This window comes from Cellulomonas sp. NPDC089187 (assembly GCF_040685135.1).
Lineage (GTDB): Bacteria > Actinomycetota > Actinomycetes > Actinomycetales > Cellulomonadaceae > Cellulomonas.
On sequence record NZ_JBFBHI010000004.1, the window covers coordinates 284551 to 302243 of the forward strand.

The window sequence follows — 17693 nt, forward strand, 5'->3', positions numbered from 1 at the left end:
GTATCGGCCCGTGAACCGGGACGTCTCAGATCGCGCGCAGCTCCTGCTCCGCCTGCGCGGCGGTGGGACGGGCGGCCGGGTCTAGGGCCGTCATCGCAGACAGCAGACGACGCCAGGCCTCAGGCAGGGTGTCCGGCATCGGCGGTGCGTGCCGGGTGCGGGCGTAGGCCTGCTCGGTGGGCGTGCCGGTGAACGCGCGCTGCCCGGTCACCGACTCCAACAGCACCAAACCCAGGGCGTAGACGTCGGAGGTCGGCGACAACGGGGCGCCCCTGGCCTGCTCCGGACTGAGATAGCCCGGCGTCCCGCGACGATCCACCACGCTGGCCGGATGGTCCCGGGTCGAACGGGCGATGCCGAAGTCCGCCAGCCGGGCACGGGGCGCGGTCAACGGGTCACCAGGGGTGCCCTCCTCGTCCAGCACACCGGGCGGCAGCAGGATGTTGGCCGGCTTCACATCCCGATGCACCACCCCGGCCTCGTGCACGAAGGCCAACGCCTCGGCAATGTCCGCACCGATCCGCGCGACCATCGGCGGGCAGAGCGCGCCGGCACGGATCGCCTGCGCCAGCGTCGACCCCGGCACCAACTCCAGCACCAGGTAGTGCCGGCCCGCGCCCGGCCCGTCCGCCACCACCCCGGCGTCGTACACCGCGACCAGACCCGGGTGGCTGAACCGGGCCAGCAGCCGCATCTCCCGTTGCCGACCAGCATGGGTCTCCCCCGGACCGCGGAACACCTTGAGCGCCACCTCGCGGCCGAGCAGGCTGTCGTGCCCGCGATGGACATCCGCCATGCCACCGCTGCCGAGCAGCGGGCCGACCCGGTACCGACCACCGAGCAGCCCACCCTCCGGCAGCGGCTGCGGGTCACTCAGGCCCCCGGGGATCAGCCGCAGACCAGCATCGACTGTGGCGGTCAACGGGTCGGACAGGGCGGTCACGGGATCGGGTGGTTGCGCTGCGGGCACCGGTGCCTCCTTCTGGACCGGACCAGCATCCCCGGATCAGCGCCACCACGCGCGTCGAGGGCCTCAGTCCGGGCGCACCTGCGTCTGCGCGAGCACTGACCGCAGCAGCGGCGGCGCAGGTTTCGCCGTGGCCGGTGCGTCCCGGGCATGACAGGACCCCCCGCACACCCGCCAGAGCTCACCTGCCCTTGCTGCCTTCCGGCCCTGGGGGGGTTCAGCGAGATGACGCCGCACGAGGGGTCTGAATCAAGGGTAACGCAGATCCGCACCCTGGACGGCAGGGGCCAATCAGCCCTCGCCGAGAATCCCGGCGCGCAGGGTCTCGGTGTCGTAGCCGCCCTCCCACATCGCGCCGTCGATGGTCACGGTCGGGGTGACGAAGCCACCGTTGCTCTCCGAGACCAGCGAGCTGTCCGAGACCGCCAGCTGGGTTGCGGAGTACACCCACTGCCCGTAGGTCTCCTGCGCGGTGCCGGCGGCGATCTTGTCCGCCACCGTGTCGGAGACTCCGGCGCCACGCGCCAGCTCCGCCATCTCCTCATCGGTCAGGCCGGCGGTGTTCTCCGCAGGCTGGTTCGCGAACAGCGCCTCGGTGTACGCCAGGTAGTGCTCGGAATCCTCCTGCGCGACCAGGGCCGCCGAGGCTGCCGCACGGGTGGAGAACTGCTTGCCGAGGGACATGCTGTCCAGCGTGGCCAACGGGTGGTAGACCACCGTCGCCTCCCCGGCGGTGACCAGCTCATCCAGCATCGCGCCGTTCAGCTGCTCGAAGGTGCCGCAGCCCGGGCAGATGAAGTCCTGATAGATGTCGACGCGCGGCACCGACTCGTCCAGCACACCGACGCCCTGCGCGGACACCGGGATGCCCCCGTCCTCCAGCGCCACCGACGGCACCGTCGCCACATCCGCCAGCGCGATGTCCTCGTAGCTGGTCTGCTTCCAGTTCTGCCCGATGACCACAGCCGCGACGCCGATCAGCGCCAACACCGCCACCCCCAGGACACCGAAGCCGATCATCCGGCGACGACGGGCAGCGGCCTGCTGCTCTTGGCGCATCCGCTTGGCTGCCTCGGTGGCGGCGGCGCGGCGCTGGGCGGGGGTCTGAGAGGGCATCACAACGTCCTTGGTCGTCCGGCTGGGCTGGCGCCAGGCTCCCACCGGTGCACCCCCACACCGGCCCCTGCGACCCGAAGTGCGGGGTCAAGCACGCCCGGTCTGCGGGTCAGGACGCTCTGTCTAGGTAGGACATCCGCTCCGTTCGAGTGCCAGACAGCCCGCGGGGGTGGCACCAGGCCGACCCCTGTCTGGACAACTACCGGTAGACCTCGCGTCGGTGCGCGACCCGCAGCACCAGCACGATCAACTCGCCACCGTTCACCTCGTAGACGATCCGGTAGTCACCGGCACGCACCCGCCGCTCACCGGCTCCACCGACCAGCTGGGTCGACCCGGGCGGGCGAGGGTTGTCAGCCAGAAGGTCGAGGGTGCGCAGGATCCGCACCCGGGCATGGAGCTCGAGCTTGAGCAGCTGCTTGCGGGCGGGCGTCGTGAACGTGACCTCGTAGCGCCCGGACGATCGGTTCGGCGTCACCGGTGCAGATCGTCACGGGTCAGGCCGAGGTCGGCGAGGAGCTCGTCCATGGTGACCCGGGGCGTCGGGTCCTGGCGGGCCTGCTGCGCTGCGGCGATGTCCTCTATGTCCTCCAGTGCGGCGTACGCCCGATCAAACCACTCGGAGGACACCAGGACCGCCCGTCCACGACCACGGTTGGTGATGGTCACCGGCTCCCGCTGGGCGACGTCCAGGTACTCCCCGAGATGACTGCGGAACTGCGCCGTCGTCACTGTGCACCCCACGGTCTCGATGTCCATGTACCAAACGTACATCATGTACATTCGCCGATGGCACCGACCACCCGCCCGAGTCCTGTACCCTGGTACCCGCGTACTGCCAGGAGGATTCGCCTAGTGGCCTATGGCGCACGCTTGGAAAGCGTGTTGGGTGCAAGCCCTCGGGGGTTCGAATCCCCCATCCTCCGCCGACCCGAGGCCCCGTCACCGTTCCGGTGCGGGGCCTCGGTGCTGTCCGGCACCGTCCCCGACCGCCGAGTCGTTACCGTTCCGCCACCTGCGGACCGCGAGCCCCTCCCCCGGCGGCGCATCGACCTCCCCTACACTCGCCGTCGTGATCTTCAAGGCCGTGGGCGAGGGGCGCCCGTACCCGGACCACGGCCTTGTCACGCCCAAACAGTGGGCGGAGGTCCCGCCGCGCCAGGTCCGCCTGGATGAACTGGTCACCACCAAGCGCACGTTGAATCTGGACAACCTGCTGTCCGAGGACTCGACGTTCTACGGCGACCTGTTCGCCCATGTGGTGCAGTTCCGCGGGACCCTGTACCTGGAGGACGGCCTGCACCGGGCGGTCCGAGCAGCTCTACAACAGCGCCCTGTCCTACACGCCCGCGTCCTGGTGATCGAAGAGTGATGAGCACTGACCGCAGCCCTGATTCCGCGCGCCAGCGCCGTCGTTGTCGTGTCCGCGAGCGCCAGGCGGTGATCTTCGGCGTCATGCTCGGGGCGATGGCGGTCAGCGCCGTCGGTGCCGCGGCGGTGTACTCGGGCAACCTGAGCCTGCCATTCCTGTCGCAGCCGATCTCCTCCCCGGCGCCGACCGGTCTGGCCGCAGCGAACTCGCCCTGCCCGCCGGAGGGCGCGGTGCCGATCGGCTACGGCGAGATCACGGTCAACGTCTTCAACGGCACCAGCCGTCCGGGGCTGGCGGGTGAGACCGCACGGTCGCTGTCCGGGCGCGGGTTCCTGATCGGGGTCGAGGCGAATGCGTCGTCCCGCGGGTACTCCGGCAGCCAGGAGGGCACGGCGCTGATCCAGTTCGGCGCGCAGGGTGCGGCGCAGGCGTACACGGTGGCGGCGCAGTTCGACTCCCCGCGGCTGGTGTTGGACGACCGGCAGGACGCGAGCGTGGACGTGGTGGTCGGCACCGCCTACAACGCGCTGGTCGCCGCCGGTGATGTGGTGCTCGCCCCGGGTGAGCCCTTCGCCTCCCCGGAGGGGTGCATCCCGATGGATCAGGTCGACCCCGTGGCCCAGCCGGTCCCGCCGCAGGCCACCGAGGAGCCAGCCGCGGAGGACCCCGCTGCCGCCGAGGGCTGAACAACCCGCACAGCACGAGACCCCCGGAACCTCACCAGGTTCCGGGGGTCTCGTCGTCTCTCAGTGCTCCAGCTCGACACCGCCGGGCACCGATGCCGGGGATGCCGGCTCCTGGCTGGTGCCGCGCCACCGGGCCACCCCGCGCATCACGTGATACACGACGATGGCCGAGGCCGAGCCCAGCGCGATGCCCTCGAAGCTCGCGTCACCGATCACCCAGGTGAAGTTGGCGATGCCGACCACCAGCGCCACCGCAGCGGTGGTGAGGTTCACCGGGTCGGAGAAGTCCACCTTGTTCTGCACCCAGATCCGGGCACCAAGGATGCCGATCATCCCGTAGAGCATGACGGTCGCACCGCCGAGCACCCCGACCGGAATGGTGTTGATCAGCGCACCGAACTTCGGCACCAGGCTGAGCACCAGCGCGGTGGCCGCGGCCACCCAGTAGGCGGCGGTGGAGTACACCCGGGTCGCCGCCATCACGCCGATGTTCTCGGCGTAGGTCGTGGTACCCGATCCGCCACCGATACCGGCGACAGTGGTGGCCAGACCGTCGGCGAACAGCGCACGACCGGTCAGATGGTCCAGGTTCTGCCCGGTCATCAGGCCGACCGACTTCACGTGGCCGACGTTCTCCGCGATCAGCACGAACACCACCGGCAGGAACAGCCCCAGCAGCTTGGGCTCGAAGGTCGGCGTCACAAAGTCCGGTAGCCCGAACCACGCCGCTTCACTGACCGCGGTGAAGTCGACCTCGCCGCGGATCACCGCGACGGCGTAGCCGATCAGCACACCGACCAGGATCGACAGTCGACCGAGCAGCCCACGGAACAGCACCCCGACCAGGATGATCCCGGCCAGGGTGACCACAGCGGTGACCGGTGCCTGCTGGAAGTTGTTCCAGGCGGCCGGGGCCAAGTTGAAGCCGATCAGCGCGACGATGGTGCCGGTGACGATGGGCGGCATCACCAGGTCGATCCAGCGCGCCCCGGCAAAGTGCACCACCGCGCCGATGATGGCGAGCAGCAGACCAGTGACCAGGATGCCGCCCACCGCACCGGACTGCCCGGAGCTGGCCGTGGCGGCACCGATCGGGGCGATGAACGCGAAGCTCGACCCGAGGTACGACGGCAGCTTGTTGCCGGTGATGATCAGGAACAGCGCCGTGCCGATCGCGCTGAACAACAGCGTGGTCGCCGGGGAGAACCCGGTCAGCAGCGGCACCAGGAACGTCGCGCCGAACATCGCCACCACGTGCTGCATCCCGATGCCGATGGTGCGCGGCCAGGACATCCGCTCGGCCGGTGCGACAACCTCACCGGCCCCGATGTGCCGTCCGTCGCCGTGCAACTGCCAGCCGAATCTGCTCACCGGATCTGCCTCCTAGGCGGCCCGGGAACTCACCGGGCCCTGATGTGCGGGGAGACGACGAGGGGGTTCGCCGTCGAGGCCGTGCCAGGCCCGGAAGGCAAGCGTAGCGGCCTGGGTCTGGGACCTGCGCGTAGGGTGTGGCCCGCCGTCCCCATCCCGGAGGTGTCCCATCCACCGCTTGCTCCGCTCCCGCGCCGCGCTGGGGGTCGCGTTCCTGGCCGTGCACCTGTGGATTGGGCTGGTCGGCACCGTGCTGATCCCGACCAAGGCGTTTTGGGATCTGGATCTGTACCGCTGGTGGATGTGGCAGGGCCTGCACCAGGGCATCTGGCCGGTGCTGGACGGTGACTGGGTGTACCCGGCTGGTGCGGTGGTGCCGATGCTGCTGCCAGGGCTGGTGGATACCTGGGACACCCGGACCTATGCGGTGGCATGGACGGTGCTGATCACGGCGTTGAACGCGCTCGCGGCCTGGACGCTGCTGCGGGTGGCCGGTCATCGCGCGGTGACCGGGGTGTGGTGGTGGCTGGGCTTCATCGTGCTGCTCGGGCCGGTGGCGGTGGGACGGCTGGACGCGGTGGTCGCGCCGCTGGTGGTCACCGCGTTGGCGCTGGCCCTCCGGCATCCGGCGGTGGCGTCGGCGCTGTTGACCTTCGGCGCGTGGGTGAAGGTGGCCCCGGGTGCGCTGCTGCTGCCGCTGGTGATGATCGTGCGGCGACCGTGGCGGACCCTGGTGCTACCCGCCGCGTCGGTGTGCGTGGTGATCGCCGGGATCGTCGCCGCCGGAGGTGGCCTGTCGCACCTGTTCAGCTTCCTGGGCGAACAGGGCGAGCGCGGGTTGCAGCTGGAATCGGTGGCCGCCACCGCCTGGGTGCTGCGCGGGCTGGTGGACGACGGCGTCCGGATCTGGATGAACGACGACATCATCACCTGGGAAATCGCCGGGCCGGGCACCGCCACGATGTCCGGTCTACTGGGTTACGCCCTGCCGGTGGCGCTGGCGGCAGCGACCGGGTTGCTGTTCTGGGTGCGACGACGGGCCGGTGACCAGCTCGACCACGCGGCGTTCCTGGCCCGGAGTGCGCTGCTGATCGCCCTGGTGCTGATCGTCGCCAATAAGGTCGGGTCGCCGCAGTTCATCGGGTGGTTGGCCGGACCGGTGGTGGTCGGGCTCGCGCGGCCCGGTCGGGAGTCGCTGCGCTCCTGGCGGGTCATTGCGGTGCTGGTGCTGGTGATCGCCGCGCTGACCCAGGGGGTGTTCCCGCTCGCCTACGACGCGATCACGGCCGGGGCGTTTGGGGCGTCGTTGCTGCTGGTGGCGCGCAATCTGCTGCTGGTGGTGACGCTGGTGCTGGTGACCCGGTCACTGTGGCGGATGGGCCGCAGCGACCGGGTCGACGCGCTCAGCCCAGCTGCGGCATGACCTCGGACGCCACCAGTTCCAGGTGGTCCAGGTCATGCAGGTCGAGCACCTGCAGGTAGACCCGACTGATGCCCAGCTCCGCCAGACTGCCCAGGCGGTCGACGATGGCCGTCGGCGTCCCGGCGATGCCCACTCCCCGGACCTCCTGCGGGTCGCGACCGATGGCGGCGGCACGACGGTCGACCTCCGCGTCGTCGCGTCCGGCGACCAGCACCAGCGCGGTCGACATGGTGATCGAGTCCTCCGCCCGGCCGATCTCCCGGCAGGCGGCGCGCACGCCGTCCAGCTTCTCCCCGATCTGGTCCAGCGGTGGGAAGGACAGGTTGAACTCCGCGGCGAACCGGGCGGCCAACGCCGGGGTCTTCTTGGGGCCGAGCCCACCGACGATCACCGGCACCCCGGCCTTGCTCGGGTCCAGCGGGGAGGCCTGCACCGGCTTGGGCAGCGCGGGGCTGTTCGCCAGGGTGTAGTGCTCACCGTCGTAGCTGAAGGTCTCCCCCACCGGGGTGCCCCACAGCCCGGTGATGATCTCCAGCTGCTCGGTCAGCGGGCCGAATCGCTTGGCCGGGAACGGGATGCCGTAGGCGCTGTGCTCCTCGGCGTACCAGCCTGCGCCCAGGCCCAGCTCCACCCGCCCACCGGACATCTGGTCGACCTGGGCGACCTGGATCGCCAGCACACCGGGGTGCCGGAAGGTGGCGGAGGTCACCAGCGTGCCGAGCTTGATCCGGCTGGTTTCCCGCGCCAGACCCGCCAGGGTGGTCCACGCATCGGTGGGGCCGGGCAGGCCGTCGCCACCCATCGCCAGGTAGTGGTCCGAGCGAAAGAACGCGTCGAAGCCCAGGTCCTCGGTGGCTTTGGCGACAGTGAGCAGGTCGTCGTAGGTCGCGCCCTGCTGCGGTTCGGTGAAGATCCTCAGGTCCATGCACCGAGCCTTTCACGCCGGGGCGGTACGGTCGCCCCGTGCACAGCCGCATCCGCTGGTCCAGCCTCGCCGTGGTGATCGGCGCGGGGTTGCTCGCCCTGGTGTGCGTGACCGCTGGACTGCGCGGTCGGGTGTGGGCGTGGCTGCCCGCGCTGATCTGCGCCGCCGTAGCCGTCCGGGAGTGGCGGGCGCTGCGCCGCTTGGACCGACGTGGATGATTCCGACCCGCGGGCGTGACAGGCTGGGTGCATGACTCCCCTCGGCCAGGCACTCGACGCCCTCGCCGTGGCGGATTGGCGTCGTCAGGTCGCCCAGCTGTACGGCCGGGTGCGGGAGATCGCCGCCGAGGACCCCGCCGCCGCGCACCGGATCTGGATCGACGGGCGCAACGAGCTGTTCGCCGAGCACGCCGCCTCTCCGCTGCGCCCGGCCGCCAAAGCCGTGTTCACCGGGCTCGACGTCGCGCCCTATGACCCGGCGTACCGTTTTGAGGTGCGGGTGCGGGCCACGCTCCCCCAGCGGATGGAGGTGGCCACCGGCACCGACGGCGTGGTCCCCTTCGACCGGGTAGCCAAGGTCGAGGTCGGCGATCTGGGCACCCTCGCGGTCTGGGCGCTGCGCACCTACGGCGGCGGACTGTTCCTGCCGGTGAAGGACGCCACCAGCAACCGCAGCACCTACGGCGGCGGTCGCTATCTGCTGGATACGGTCAAGGGCGCGGACCTGGGTCGGGCCATCGACGGCGGGCTGATCCTCGACTTCAACTTCGCGTACAACCCATCCTGCGCCTACGACCCGGCGTGGGCGTGCCCGCTGCCCAGCCGGGGCAATGTGCTGTCCGTGCCGGTCCCGGTCGGTGAGCAGCAGGTGGACCCGCATCTGGTCGCGGACTACGAGCTGGAGTGAGCGCCACCTAGGCTGCGCGGGTGACTCTCCGCACCGTCGTCCGCCGCTCGGACCAGATCACCGCCGCCGAGCTGTACGCCCTGCTCCGGCTCCGAGTGGACGTGTTCGTGGTCGAGCAGACCTGCCCGTACCCGGAGTTGGACGGTCAGGACATGCTCCCGGACACCCTGCACGTGTGGACCGAGGAGGACGGCGAGGTGCTGGGCTGCATCCGGGTGCTACGGCACGGTTCGGATAGCCCGGCGATCGGACGAGTGGCGACCGCACCGGCGGCCCGGGGTCGACGGGTGGCCGGCGGGTTGCTGGAACGTGGCATCGAGCTGTGCGGCCCCGACAGCACCATCCACTTGCACGCCCAGGAGCACCTGGAGCACTGGTACGGCCGATACGGGTTCGTCCGGGACGGTGCCACCTATGACGAGGACGGCATCCCGCACGTGCCGATGATCCGGACGCCCTGACCGGTCAGGACTGGCAGGCCGGGCAGTAGTAAAGCTTGCGCCCGGCCATCTCCTCCACGACGACATGCGTGCCGCACACCCGGCACGGTTCCCCGGCCCGGCCGTACACCCAGTGCCGGATCGACTGGTCCGCCAGCGCGGCGGCCCGGCCCTCGGCGTCCAGATCCTCCCGGGTCAGCATCACCCCGGTGCGAATGCCGTCCTCGAGCAGTACCGCCCAGTCGTCCCAGAGCGCCCGCACCGTCTCCGCCGGCACCGCCCGCCCGGGGGTGTGCGGGTCCAGTCGGGCACGGAACAGCAGCTCCGCCCGGTAGATGTTCCCGATCCCAGCCACCACCGCCTGATCCATCAGCAGCTGCCCCACCGGCGTCCGGCGCTTGGTCACCGCCTCGACCACCTGACGGCCCGGGTCCGTGCTCGACTCGCGACCGAAGGCACCCAGCACATCGGCCTCCACCGCCGGGTCCGGCCCGAGCCGGTCCAGCACCGCAGCCGCCGCCGTCGGGTCCAGCACCTCGCAGGCGGTGGGCCCGCGCAGGTCCGCCACCGTGGACTCGGTGGCCAACCGCACCCGCACCTGCCCGACCGGCTCCGGCGGAAAGTCCTCCGCCGCCAGCTCCGCCGCGCGTTCGCTCTCACCCATCCGCCGACGCACCCGTGGCGCGCCCAGACTCGCCACCGCACTCGACCCGTCGCCCAGCGGCGACACCGCCCCGAGAAAGTCCCACGCCCCGTACAGCCCCAGATGCACCCGCAGCACCTGACCGCCGTCGAAGGTCAGGAACAGCTGCTTGCCGACCGCCGCCGAGCTGAGCAGCTCCCGCCCATCCAGCAGCGCGGCCCCGGCGGCGAACCGGCCCTGTGGCGAGCTGACCGCTGGGCGGTGACCCACGAAGTCGCGGGCGAACTGACGGGCGATGCGGTGGACGGTGTGACCCTCGGGCATGAGCTCAGGCTAGGCCGCACCGCCCACGCGCACGGGTCGCACGCGCCTGTCAGCGGGCGTTCAGGTGCTGTCAGGTGACGTTCAGCCAACGCCCGGCATGGTTCCGGTCATGAGCAACGACCAGACGACCCCCCAGCCTTCCGACGACGCCACCCAGGCGATCACCCCGACCCCCACCGAGGCGATGCCCGTCGCCGCGGACAGCGCACACGGCACCGAGGCACCGGCCTCGTCCGCTACCCCGGCCACCCAGGGCGCCACCTCCGCCGCACAGGCAACCCCTGCCGCGACCCCAGCCGGACAGGCCGCCCCCGCCGCGGCCCCGACCGGACAGGCCGCACCGCAGCAGACCTTCGCCGCCGGCCCGGCCCCGCAGCCCACCGCGATGGCCGCCGCCCCCGCTGCTCCGGTCCGCCGCAATCGCACCCCGTGGCTGATCGGTGGCGCAGTGGCCGGTGTGCTGCTGCTCGGCGGCGCGGTCGGCGCAGGTGTGCTGATCGGCCGGGGCGGCGAGGACGTGGTGGTCCAGCGCGTCACCGCAGCGGACACCACCGGCCAGAACGGCACGGCGCAGAACGGCTCCGGCACCACCGGGGGCACCGACAGCAGCGGGACGACCGGCGGCACCGATACCGGCACCGGCACCGCGGACCAGAGCGGTGGCACCGACACCAGCCAGGGCTCGGGTGCCGCCCCCGCCGACCCCGGCACCGTCGATGTCGCCATCGCCCAGAACGACGACATCGAGCTGTTCGGCGACACCCTGACCAAGGCCGCCGCCGCAGCGATGCAGGCCGCCGGCGGCGAGGGCACCATCACCGCCGCCGAGTACAGCGACGACCCCACCCACCAGTACGAGATCGAGGTCACCCGCGCCGATCGGATGGAGATGGAGGTCTACCTGGACGCCGACTTCCAGGTGGTCGCCGTCAAGCAGTGGCACCACTGAGCACCGCCCCTTCGGCAGAGCCCCGCGGACGACTCCGCGGGGCTCTGCCGTGTCCGGCGTCAGCCCAGCGGCAGCCGCAGCCGGAACCGCGCGCCACCGGTCAGGGACTCGCATACCCGGACGTCCCCGCCGTGCGCCTGCGCCACCTCGCGCACGATCGCCAGCCCCAGCCCGGACCCGCCGGTGTCCCGCGCCCGTGCCTCGTCCAGTCGCACGAACCGGTCGAAGATCCGGGCCCGCTCCGGCTCCGGCACCCCCGCCCCGTCATCGTCGACGTCCAGCACCCCCCAGCCGTCGACCTCCGCGCACCGCAGGGTGACGAGGCCGGTGGCATGCCGGGCGGCGTTGTCGGCCAGGTTGCGGACCGCGCGAGCCAGCAGTGCGGGGTCGCCGGGCACCTGCACCGCGCCCACGCCGGAGATGTCGACCCGCACCCGGCCTGCGGCGCGCAGTCGGCTCGCCTCGGCCAGCAGCAGGTCGTCCAGATCCACCGGGGTGCGGCCCGGTCGCAGACGTTGCTCGTCGGAGCGGGCCAGCACCAGCAGACCGTCGACGAGTTCCCGCATCCGCTCGACCTCGGCCACCGTGCCACGGGAGAGTTCCGCGGTGTCCACCCGGTCGGGGTAGGCCAGCACCAGCTCGGCGTTCTGCCGGATCACGCTCAAGGGCGTGCGCAGCTCATGCGAGGCATCGGAGACGAATCGGCGCTGGGCCCGGGCAGAGCTGTCCAACCGGTCGAGCATCGCGTTCAGGGTGCGGGCCAGTCGGGCGACCTCGTCGTCACCGGCAGGGGTGGGCAGGCGCAGGTCGAGCTGCCGGTGCGAGATCGCATCCGCCTGCTCCCGCATCCGCTCCACCGGGCGCAGCGCACGACCGACCAGCCACCAGGTCGTGCCGGTCACCAGTGCGAGCAGCGCGGCAGCCCCCGCCACCAGAGCGATGGTCGCACCGACCTGCACCTGCTGAGTGCTGTCCAGTGCCCGACCGACCACGACGGTGCCCCCGCGCAGATCAGCGGCCTCCGCGTCGTCGGCCATCGTGGCTGTGGCCAGCACGTAGGAGCGTGCGCTGCCGTCCGCCTCGCGCACGCTGATCCGGTCTGCGCCCAGCGAGGTCAGCACCGGCAGCCCACGTCCGCTGGCACTTGCGCCGACCTCGGTGTCCTGCGCGTCAACCACCTGGACCAGTTCCTCCGGGTCGTCCAGGTCGACCACGGTCAACAGGTGTCCGCCACGTTCCAGCTGATCGGCCACCGCGAGTGCCCGGGCCTCGGCCATCGCCTGTGCCTCGCCGGTCAGCGACGCGCTCAGGTAGCGCAGCCCCAGCGCCACCGCGAGCACCAGCACCACACCGACCACCGCAGCCGCCGCCAGCGTCGTCCGGGCCCGCACCGACATCCCGCCGCGCTCAGCCACCGCGACCGTCCAACACGTACCCGGCGCCCCGCACTGTGCGGATCGCATTGCGGCCCATCGGCTCGTCGACCTTGGCCCGCAGTCGGCGGATGTATACCTCCACGATGTTCGGGTCCCCGTCAAAGTCGTCGTCCCAGACCCCGGCCACGATGTCCCGTTTGGTGTGCACGGTGTCCGGTCGGCGAATCAGGTGCTCCAGCACCGCGGCCTCCCGGGCGGTCAGTCGCAGATCGACATCCCCCCGCATCGCCCGGCGGGACGCGGGGTCAAAGCTCAGATCGCCCGCGGTCAGCACCACCGGTCGTTCCGGAGCGCCCCGGCGGATCAGCGCCCGCAGCCGCGCCACCAGCACCGGGAAGGCGAAGGGTTTGGTCACATAGTCGTCGGCACCGGACTCCAGCCCCTCGACCTGATCCTCGATCTCCCCCATCGCGGTCAGCATCACCACCGGCACCCAACAGCCCGCCTCGCGCAGCCGTCGACACACCTGGTAGCCGTCCAGCCCGGGCAGCATCAGGTCCAGCAGCACCGCGTCGTACTGGTTCTCCTGCGCGAGCCACAGCCCGTCGGTGCCGTTGTCCGCCACATCCACCGCGAAGCCCTCGGCCTCCAACCCGGTGCGCAGCCCCGCAGCCAAGCGCTCCTCGTCCTCGACCACCAGCACTCGCATGCGCCCACGCTGCCAGCAGCACCGTGCCAATCCGGGCCCACTGGGGGCTCTCGCGGGCGGATTGAGTAGCACGGACGCGCAGTCGCCGTCCGTGCTCGCTACCGTGCGGGTGAGCAGCCGCAACGGATCGGAGACAACGATGTCCGGTACCACCGTCGTCCGCACCTTCCCCGTCCCCCGCGAGCGCCTCTGGCGGGCCTGGACCGGGCCGGAGTTCGCCCTGTGGTTCGGCACCGAATCCGTGCCGGTCGCCGACCTCAAGCAGGATGTGCGCACCGGAGGTCGCTGGTCAGCCACCATGCACCTGCCGGACGGCAGCGTGAAGCACTGGGTAGGCGAGTTCCTGGAGCTCGATCCGCCCGCGCGACTGGTGCTCACCCTCACCGATGAGCCGGAGCACCCCGCCCGGGCACTGGTCACCGTGCACTTCACCGAGTCGCACGGCACCACGACGATGACCATGTTCCAGACCGGTGCGGGGCTGTCCACCGAGGAGTACGCCCAGGTCAACGCGGGCTACCAGGCGTTCTTCGACACCCTGGAGAAGCTGGTCACCGGCTGAAGAATCGCCCGAAGTGCCCTATGGTGTGCACGCACACACGCCACGAGGGGAGATCACGCATGCGCAGCTGGCTGTTCAGCACCCGCCGCGCCGTCGATCTCCGGCGCGTCGCCAGCGCCCTGTGTCGCCGCCCCGTGACCGCCTGACGGTCACCTCCGGCCCTTCGTCGCGCCCACGCGCGCGGCCTCCACCTTCACGACCATCCGGGCGCGCCCTCGTGCGCCCAGGAGGGACCCACGCATGTCCTCGACCGCCCCACGCTCCCGTGTCCGCTCGACACTGGGCAACTTCGGCGTCCAGATCGTCGCCGCCCTCGTCCTCGGTGTCGCCCTCGGCTGGCTCGCGCTGGCCCTCGGCCCGGTGAATGCCGGCACCGACGCGGAGTCGCCGAACTGGCTGACCACCACCCTCGACACCCTCGGGTCGTCCTTCGTCACCCTGCTGCGGGCCATCGTCCCGCCGCTGATCTTCGCCGCCATCGTCGCCTCGGTCGCCAACCTGCGAAACGTCGCCAACGGTGCGCGCCTGGCCGTCCAGACCCTGCTCTGGTTCGCGATCACCGCACTGGTCTCCGTGCTGATCGGCATCGGCCTGGGTCTGCTGCTCCAGCCCGGACGGCACACCTCGCTGACCATCGCCGATGGCGCTGAGCCCGGGCGCACCGGGTCCTGGCTGGACTTTCTGGACGGTCTGATCCCGGGCAATGTGCTCGGCCTCGGCGCCAGCACCTCCCTGGCCGAGGACGGCACCGCCTCCACCTCGGTCAGCTTCAACGTGCTCCAGATCATCGTCGTTGCCATCGTGATCGGCATCGCCGTGCTGCGCGTCGGACCCAAGGCGGACCCGTTCCTCGGGTTCGTCCGCTCCGCGCTGGTCGTCATCCAGAAGGTGCTCTGGTGGGTCATCCGCCTGGCCCCGCTCGGCACCCTCGGCCTGGTCGGCAACGCCGTCGCGTCCTACGGCTGGGACTCCCTCGCCTCCCTCGGCCGGTTCGCCATCGCGATCTACGTCGGCCTGGCGCTGGTGCTCTTTGTCGTCTACCCGGTGATCCTGCGCAGCAACGGCCTGGCCATCGGGCGTTGGTTCCGCGGTGCCTGGCCCGCCATCCAGCTGGCCTTCGTCTCCCGCTCCTCCATCGGCACCCTCCCGGTCACCCAGCGAGTCACCGAGCGCAACCTCGGCGTCCCCGCCGAGTACGCCTCCTTCGCGGTGCCGCTGGCCGCTACCACCAAGATGGACGGTTGCGCCTCGATCTACCCGGCCATCTCCGCGATCTTCGTCGCGCAGATCTTCGGCATCGACCTGTCGCTGCTCGACTACGTGCTGATCGCCTTCGTCTCCGTCGTCGGGTCCGCGGCCACCGCCGGACTCACCGGTTCCATCGTCATGCTGACCCTGACTCTGTCCACCCTCGGGCTTCCGCTGGCCGGGGTCGGGCTGCTGCTGGCCATCGACCCGATCCTCGACATGGGACGCACCGCGGTGAACGTCGCCGGGCAGGTGCTGGTACCGACCATCGTCGCCAAGCGGGAGGGGATCCTCGATCAAGCGCAGTACGACCGCGCCGAGGCGAGCGACCTGTTCACGGATGAGGTGGAGTCGGAGTTGGAGGCCGTCGGGGCGCGATAGGCGACCGACCACTGACGACTGAACCCCCGCCAGGTCATGCCTGGCGGGGGTTCGGTCATGCGGGGAGAACCGTTCAGCGTCGAGCTTCGACCTCGCGTCGCAGCACGGGCAGACCGTGGGCCTCGACCATCGTCAAGAAGTCGTCGCACGTCGCGGCCTCATCGCGCCCGTCCGCCGTGAGCCGCCACCAGTAATCCCCGCCGCCGGCCGCTCGACCGATCCGCTGCTGGAACCGCTCGCGGGACAGCGAGTACGTGTTCGGCGACGGCTTCGCGCCCAGGCTCGGGTTCTCCTCGACGGCCCTTGCCCACGCAGCTGTGCTGATCACACTCAGGTTGACCGTGAAATCGACCGCGTCCTGGTCACTCCAGGTGCTGCGCTGGATACCGAGCTGAGCCCAGCACGATTCGCTGGGGAGTGTGTAGATCTGCCCGGACCCACGCAGCCCCATCGCGCGCAATCCGGGGGCGAGTCGATCCCGAACAACGGCCCGGAAGCGCTCCTGTGCGGTGGTCACGCGGCGAGGTTACAAGGTGCGCGATGGCGGGGTGCGGGGCGCTGAACGCGTGGGCGGCCCCGCCGACTGCGGCGGCGGACACGGCGTCACGCCTGGTGGTCGGGCATCGGATTGCGTCGATAGGTCTCGGGAAGAGCAGCGGTTGCCCACCGCAGCAGACCGGACGATGTGGCGACGCCACCGGACCAGGAGGCTTCGGAGGGTCTCCACATCGAGGAACTGCCCGTCGATGTCCTCGTCGTCGTACTCATCGCGCGCTTCGACTCGACCACCCTTCAGGCGCATCAGCGTGGAGTTCCCCCAGATGAATGGCCGACTGCTCTCCGAGGCGACGGCTGAGTCCAGGGCGTCCAGCGTGACGTCGACCCAGTAGGGCGACGGCGCGGCTTCTTCGGCACCTCGGGGCGGCAAGGACGAGACGCAGTCGTTCAGCGCCTCAGTGACGAGCACCCACTCCGGACCGAGATCAATGTCGACCTGTCCGTCCTCGCGTTGCGAGAAGTGCGCGTCCATGGGCACATGGTGCCAAAGGCGCACCAGAGAGGATCCCGACGGGGGAACTCGGGATCACCGACCCCCGCACGACGAAGCCCCCGTCCGGTTCACACCGGGCGGGGGCTTTCGTTGTGGCGGTAGCGGTGGGATTTGAACCCACGGTGGACTTTCACCCACACACGCTTTCGAGGCGTGCTCCTTAGGCCGCTCGGACACGCTACCTCGGTCGGGGAGTCTAGCCGATGGATCGCCTCCGCTCCGAACCGGCCCCGGCGAGCACCGGCTGTGACCCTGCTCCCACTCGCTCAGCCCTGAGCAAACCCGCACTGTTCAGGCGACACCCCGGACGTACCGTGAGTCGTGATCTGGACCGCCCCCACCACCCGCCCGCACCCCGCCGACGCGGATCAGGTGGTGCAGCTGCTGCGCGGGCACCCGCTGGCAGTGCTGACCGGCGCGGGCGTGTCCACCGACTCAGGCATCCCGGACTACCGCGGACCGGACTCGCCTCCGCGCACTCCGATGACGTACCAGCAGTTCGTCGGGGACGAGTCGTTCCGGCGGCACTACTGGGCGCGCAACCACGTCGGCTGGCGGTTCCTGCACCGCAGCGAGCCGAATGCCGGGCACCGGGCGCTGGCCACGATGGAGGCGCACGGCACGGTGCTGGGTGTCATCACGCAGAACGTCGACCTGCTGCATGAGGAGGCCGGGTCGCGGCGGGTGATCGACCTGCACGGGCGCTATGACCGAGTGATCTGCCTGCGCTGTCATCGGGTGGTGTCCCGGCAGGAGATGGCCGACCGCCTGGAGGCGTTGAACCCCGGCTTCGTGGAGTCGATCGGTGCGGTGGAGGACGTCGAGATCGCACCGGACGCCGACGCGGTGATCGAGAAGACCCAGCACTTTGTGGTGGCGGACTGCTGGCAGCCGGACCCGGACGGTGGCCCGGGCCTGTGTGGCGGGATGTTGAAGCCGGAGATCGTGTACTTCGGGGAGACGGTGCCCGCGCCGCGGGTGGCAGAGGCGTACGCGCTGGTGGACGAGGCGGATGCGCTGCTGGTCGCGGGATCGTCGTTGACCGTGCAGTCCGGGCTGCGGTTCGTGCGGCGCGCGTCCGAGGCGGGCAAGCCGATCGTGATCCTCAACCGCGGCGCGACCCGGGGGGACCCGTTGGCAACGCTGACCTGGGACGCGGGGGCGTCGGAGAGTCTGGTGCTGCTGGCCGACCGGCTCTAGACCGTCGCTCGCCGCGGTCGGGGTCCAGGGTGCCGCGCGTACCC

The 17693-nt window shown here is 70.9% G+C and carries 23 protein-coding genes, 2 tRNA genes and 1 other RNA gene; 12 read left to right on the forward strand and 14 right to left on the reverse strand.

Annotated elements, in window-relative coordinates:
* Positions 1–25: 25 nt before the first annotated feature.
* From AB0N78_RS12570 to AB0N78_RS12590, 5 genes are all read right to left on the reverse strand, one after another.
* The gene (locus AB0N78_RS12570) at positions 26–970 is read right to left on the reverse strand and encodes a serine/threonine-protein kinase (protein ID WP_363390599.1); all 945 of its coding nucleotides are present in this window, start codon (positions 968–970) and stop codon (positions 26–28) included.
* A 148-nt stretch (positions 971–1118) separates the two neighbouring features.
* Positions 1119–1215: signal recognition particle sRNA small type (gene ffs / locus AB0N78_RS12575), an RNA gene on the reverse strand.
* Between the two features lie 43 nt (positions 1216–1258).
* A complete protein-coding gene (locus AB0N78_RS12580; protein WP_363390602.1) occupies positions 1259–2083 on the reverse strand; it encodes a thioredoxin domain-containing protein in 825 nt (274 codons plus the stop codon).
* Positions 2084–2282: 199 nt separating this feature from the next.
* Positions 2283–2561 carry a type II toxin-antitoxin system RelE/ParE family toxin gene (locus AB0N78_RS12585; RefSeq protein WP_363390605.1) on the reverse strand — a complete coding sequence of 93 codons (279 nt, stop codon included), beginning with the start codon at positions 2559–2561 and terminating at the stop codon, positions 2283–2285.
* Positions 2558–2842: a type II toxin-antitoxin system prevent-host-death family antitoxin gene (locus tag AB0N78_RS12590; protein WP_363390608.1), complete on the reverse strand. Its 285-nt coding sequence runs from the start codon at positions 2840–2842 to the stop codon at positions 2558–2560. Before AB0N78_RS12590 ends, AB0N78_RS12585 begins: the two co-directional genes overlap by 4 nt.
* Before the next feature lie 82 nt (positions 2843–2924).
* Here AB0N78_RS12590 and AB0N78_RS12595 point away from each other — a divergent pair.
* The 3 genes from AB0N78_RS12595 to AB0N78_RS12605 all read left to right on the forward strand — a co-directional run bounded on the left by AB0N78_RS12595 (position 2925) and on the right by AB0N78_RS12605 (position 4141).
* A tRNA-Ser gene (locus AB0N78_RS12595) sits at positions 2925–3009 on the forward strand.
* A gap of 146 nt (positions 3010–3155) precedes the next feature.
* Positions 3156–3455 carry a type II toxin-antitoxin system VapB family antitoxin gene (locus tag AB0N78_RS12600; protein WP_363390611.1) on the forward strand — a complete coding sequence of 100 codons (300 nt, stop codon included), beginning with the start codon at positions 3156–3158 and terminating at the stop codon, positions 3453–3455.
* Positions 3455–4141, forward strand: a complete 687-nt coding sequence (locus tag AB0N78_RS12605) for a LytR C-terminal domain-containing protein (RefSeq protein WP_363390614.1) — start codon at positions 3455–3457, stop codon at positions 4139–4141. The genes AB0N78_RS12600 and AB0N78_RS12605 overlap by 1 nt, the downstream gene beginning before the upstream one ends.
* Before the next feature lie 60 nt (positions 4142–4201).
* On the opposite strand, the gene AB0N78_RS12610 is transcribed toward AB0N78_RS12605, so the two are convergent.
* Complete coding sequence (locus tag AB0N78_RS12610; protein WP_363390617.1) at positions 4202–5512, reverse strand: solute carrier family 23 protein; 1311 nt, start codon at positions 5510–5512, stop codon at positions 4202–4204.
* A 178-nt stretch (positions 5513–5690) separates the two neighbouring features.
* Between AB0N78_RS12610 and AB0N78_RS12615 the strand changes: the two genes are divergently transcribed.
* Positions 5691–6935, forward strand: a complete 1245-nt coding sequence (locus AB0N78_RS12615; RefSeq protein ID WP_363390619.1) for a glycosyltransferase 87 family protein — start codon at positions 5691–5693, stop codon at positions 6933–6935.
* Here AB0N78_RS12615 and AB0N78_RS12620 read toward each other — a convergent pair.
* Complete coding sequence (locus tag AB0N78_RS12620; protein ID WP_363390622.1) at positions 6916–7860, reverse strand: LLM class F420-dependent oxidoreductase; 945 nt, start codon at positions 7858–7860, stop codon at positions 6916–6918. The genes AB0N78_RS12615 and AB0N78_RS12620 overlap by 20 nt on opposite strands.
* A 38-nt stretch (positions 7861–7898) precedes the next feature.
* Between AB0N78_RS12620 and AB0N78_RS12625 the strand changes: the two genes are divergently transcribed.
* From AB0N78_RS12625 to AB0N78_RS12635, 3 genes are read left to right on the forward strand one after another with little or no spacing between them, the layout of a single operon-like run.
* A complete protein-coding gene (locus tag AB0N78_RS12625; RefSeq protein ID WP_363390625.1) occupies positions 7899–8078 on the forward strand; it encodes a hypothetical protein in 180 nt (59 codons plus the stop codon).
* Between the two features lie 31 nt (positions 8079–8109).
* A complete protein-coding gene (locus tag AB0N78_RS12630) occupies positions 8110–8766 on the forward strand; it encodes a DUF1684 domain-containing protein (RefSeq protein WP_363390628.1) in 657 nt (218 codons plus the stop codon).
* Positions 8767–8786: 20 nt separating this feature from the next.
* Positions 8787–9227, forward strand: coding sequence for a GNAT family N-acetyltransferase (locus AB0N78_RS12635; RefSeq protein WP_363390630.1), 441 nt, complete (start codon positions 8787–8789; stop codon positions 9225–9227).
* A gap of 4 nt (positions 9228–9231) precedes the next feature.
* Here AB0N78_RS12635 and AB0N78_RS12640 read toward each other — a convergent pair whose 3' ends face one another.
* Positions 9232–10173: a zinc finger domain-containing protein gene (locus AB0N78_RS12640; protein WP_363390633.1), complete on the reverse strand. Its 942-nt coding sequence runs from the start codon at positions 10171–10173 to the stop codon at positions 9232–9234.
* Between the two features lie 109 nt (positions 10174–10282).
* Between AB0N78_RS12640 and AB0N78_RS12645 the strand changes: the two genes are divergently transcribed.
* Complete coding sequence (locus AB0N78_RS12645; RefSeq protein WP_363390636.1) at positions 10283–11122, forward strand: hypothetical protein; 840 nt, start codon at positions 10283–10285, stop codon at positions 11120–11122.
* 59 nt (positions 11123–11181) lie between these two features.
* Here AB0N78_RS12645 and AB0N78_RS12650 read toward each other — a convergent pair whose 3' ends face one another.
* Positions 11182–12537: an ATP-binding protein gene (locus AB0N78_RS12650; protein ID WP_363390639.1), complete on the reverse strand. Its 1356-nt coding sequence runs from the start codon at positions 12535–12537 to the stop codon at positions 11182–11184.
* The gene (locus AB0N78_RS12655; RefSeq protein WP_363390642.1) at positions 12530–13207 is read right to left on the reverse strand and encodes a response regulator transcription factor; all 678 of its coding nucleotides are present in this window, start codon (positions 13205–13207) and stop codon (positions 12530–12532) included. Before AB0N78_RS12655 ends, AB0N78_RS12650 begins: the two co-directional genes overlap by 8 nt.
* Positions 13208–13346: 139 nt before the next feature.
* On the opposite strand from AB0N78_RS12655, the gene AB0N78_RS12660 reads away from it, so the two are divergent.
* From AB0N78_RS12660 to AB0N78_RS12670, 3 genes are all read left to right on the forward strand, one after another.
* On the forward strand, positions 13347–13769 hold the full coding sequence (locus AB0N78_RS12660) for an SRPBCC domain-containing protein (protein ID WP_363390645.1): 423 nt from the start codon (positions 13347–13349) through the stop codon (positions 13767–13769).
* 59 nt (positions 13770–13828) lie between these two features.
* Positions 13829–13915, forward strand: a complete 87-nt coding sequence (locus AB0N78_RS12665; RefSeq protein WP_363391462.1) for a putative leader peptide — start codon at positions 13829–13831, stop codon at positions 13913–13915.
* A 94-nt stretch (positions 13916–14009) separates the two neighbouring features.
* Positions 14010–15398 carry a dicarboxylate/amino acid:cation symporter gene (locus AB0N78_RS12670; RefSeq protein WP_363390648.1) on the forward strand — a complete coding sequence of 463 codons (1389 nt, stop codon included), beginning with the start codon at positions 14010–14012 and terminating at the stop codon, positions 15396–15398.
* A 73-nt stretch (positions 15399–15471) separates the two neighbouring features.
* Here AB0N78_RS12670 and AB0N78_RS12675 read toward each other — a convergent pair whose 3' ends face one another.
* The 4 genes from AB0N78_RS12675 to AB0N78_RS12690 all read right to left on the reverse strand — a co-directional run bounded on the left by AB0N78_RS12675 (position 15472) and on the right by AB0N78_RS12690 (position 16632).
* Entirely contained in the window at positions 15472–15858 is a 387-nt protein-coding gene (locus tag AB0N78_RS12675; RefSeq protein WP_363391465.1) for a DUF4304 domain-containing protein, read from the reverse strand.
* Positions 15761–15997, reverse strand: a complete 237-nt coding sequence (locus AB0N78_RS12680; RefSeq protein WP_363390651.1) for a hypothetical protein — start codon at positions 15995–15997, stop codon at positions 15761–15763. Before AB0N78_RS12680 ends, AB0N78_RS12675 begins: the two co-directional genes overlap by 98 nt.
* Positions 15925–16428 carry a hypothetical protein gene (locus tag AB0N78_RS12685; protein ID WP_363391491.1) on the reverse strand — a complete coding sequence of 168 codons (504 nt, stop codon included), beginning with the start codon at positions 16426–16428 and terminating at the stop codon, positions 15925–15927. Before AB0N78_RS12685 ends, AB0N78_RS12680 begins: the two co-directional genes overlap by 73 nt.
* Before the next feature lie 114 nt (positions 16429–16542).
* Positions 16543–16632, reverse strand: a tRNA-Ser gene (locus tag AB0N78_RS12690).
* 141 nt (positions 16633–16773) lie between these two features.
* On the opposite strand from AB0N78_RS12690, the gene AB0N78_RS12695 reads away from it, so the two are divergent.
* Complete coding sequence (locus tag AB0N78_RS12695) at positions 16774–17649, forward strand: Sir2 family NAD-dependent protein deacetylase (protein ID WP_363391468.1); 876 nt, start codon at positions 16774–16776, stop codon at positions 17647–17649.
* The last annotated feature ends 44 nt before the right edge of the window (positions 17650–17693 follow it).

Coding starts and splice junctions, on each gene's coding strand:
- AB0N78_RS12580 (WP_363390602.1), bottom strand. CDS start 2,083: ATGCCCTCTCAGACCCCCGCCCAGCGCCGCGCCGCCGCCACCGAGGCA.
- AB0N78_RS12590 (WP_363390608.1), bottom strand. CDS start 2,842: ATGGACATCGAGACCGTGGGGTGCACAGTGACGACGGCGCAGTTCCGC.
- AB0N78_RS12605 (WP_363390614.1), top strand. CDS start 3,455: ATGAGCACTGACCGCAGCCCTGATTCCGCGCGCCAGCGCCGTCGTTGT.
- AB0N78_RS12620 (WP_363390622.1), bottom strand. CDS start 7,860: ATGGACCTGAGGATCTTCACCGAACCGCAGCAGGGCGCGACCTACGAC.
- AB0N78_RS12630 (WP_363390628.1), top strand. CDS start 8,110: ATGACTCCCCTCGGCCAGGCACTCGACGCCCTCGCCGTGGCGGATTGG.
- AB0N78_RS12640 (WP_363390633.1), bottom strand. CDS start 10,173: ATGCCCGAGGGTCACACCGTCCACCGCATCGCCCGTCAGTTCGCCCGC.
- AB0N78_RS12645 (WP_363390636.1), top strand. CDS start 10,283: ATGAGCAACGACCAGACGACCCCCCAGCCTTCCGACGACGCCACCCAG.
- AB0N78_RS12655 (WP_363390642.1), bottom strand. CDS start 13,207: ATGCGAGTGCTGGTGGTCGAGGACGAGGAGCGCTTGGCTGCGGGGCTG.
- AB0N78_RS12660 (WP_363390645.1), top strand. CDS start 13,347: ATGTCCGGTACCACCGTCGTCCGCACCTTCCCCGTCCCCCGCGAGCGC.
- AB0N78_RS12665 (WP_363391462.1), top strand. CDS start 13,829: ATGCGCAGCTGGCTGTTCAGCACCCGCCGCGCCGTCGATCTCCGGCGC.
- AB0N78_RS12670 (WP_363390648.1), top strand. CDS start 14,010: ATGTCCTCGACCGCCCCACGCTCCCGTGTCCGCTCGACACTGGGCAAC.
- AB0N78_RS12685 (WP_363391491.1), bottom strand. CDS start 16,428: ATGGACGCGCACTTCTCGCAACGCGAGGACGGACAGGTCGACATTGAT.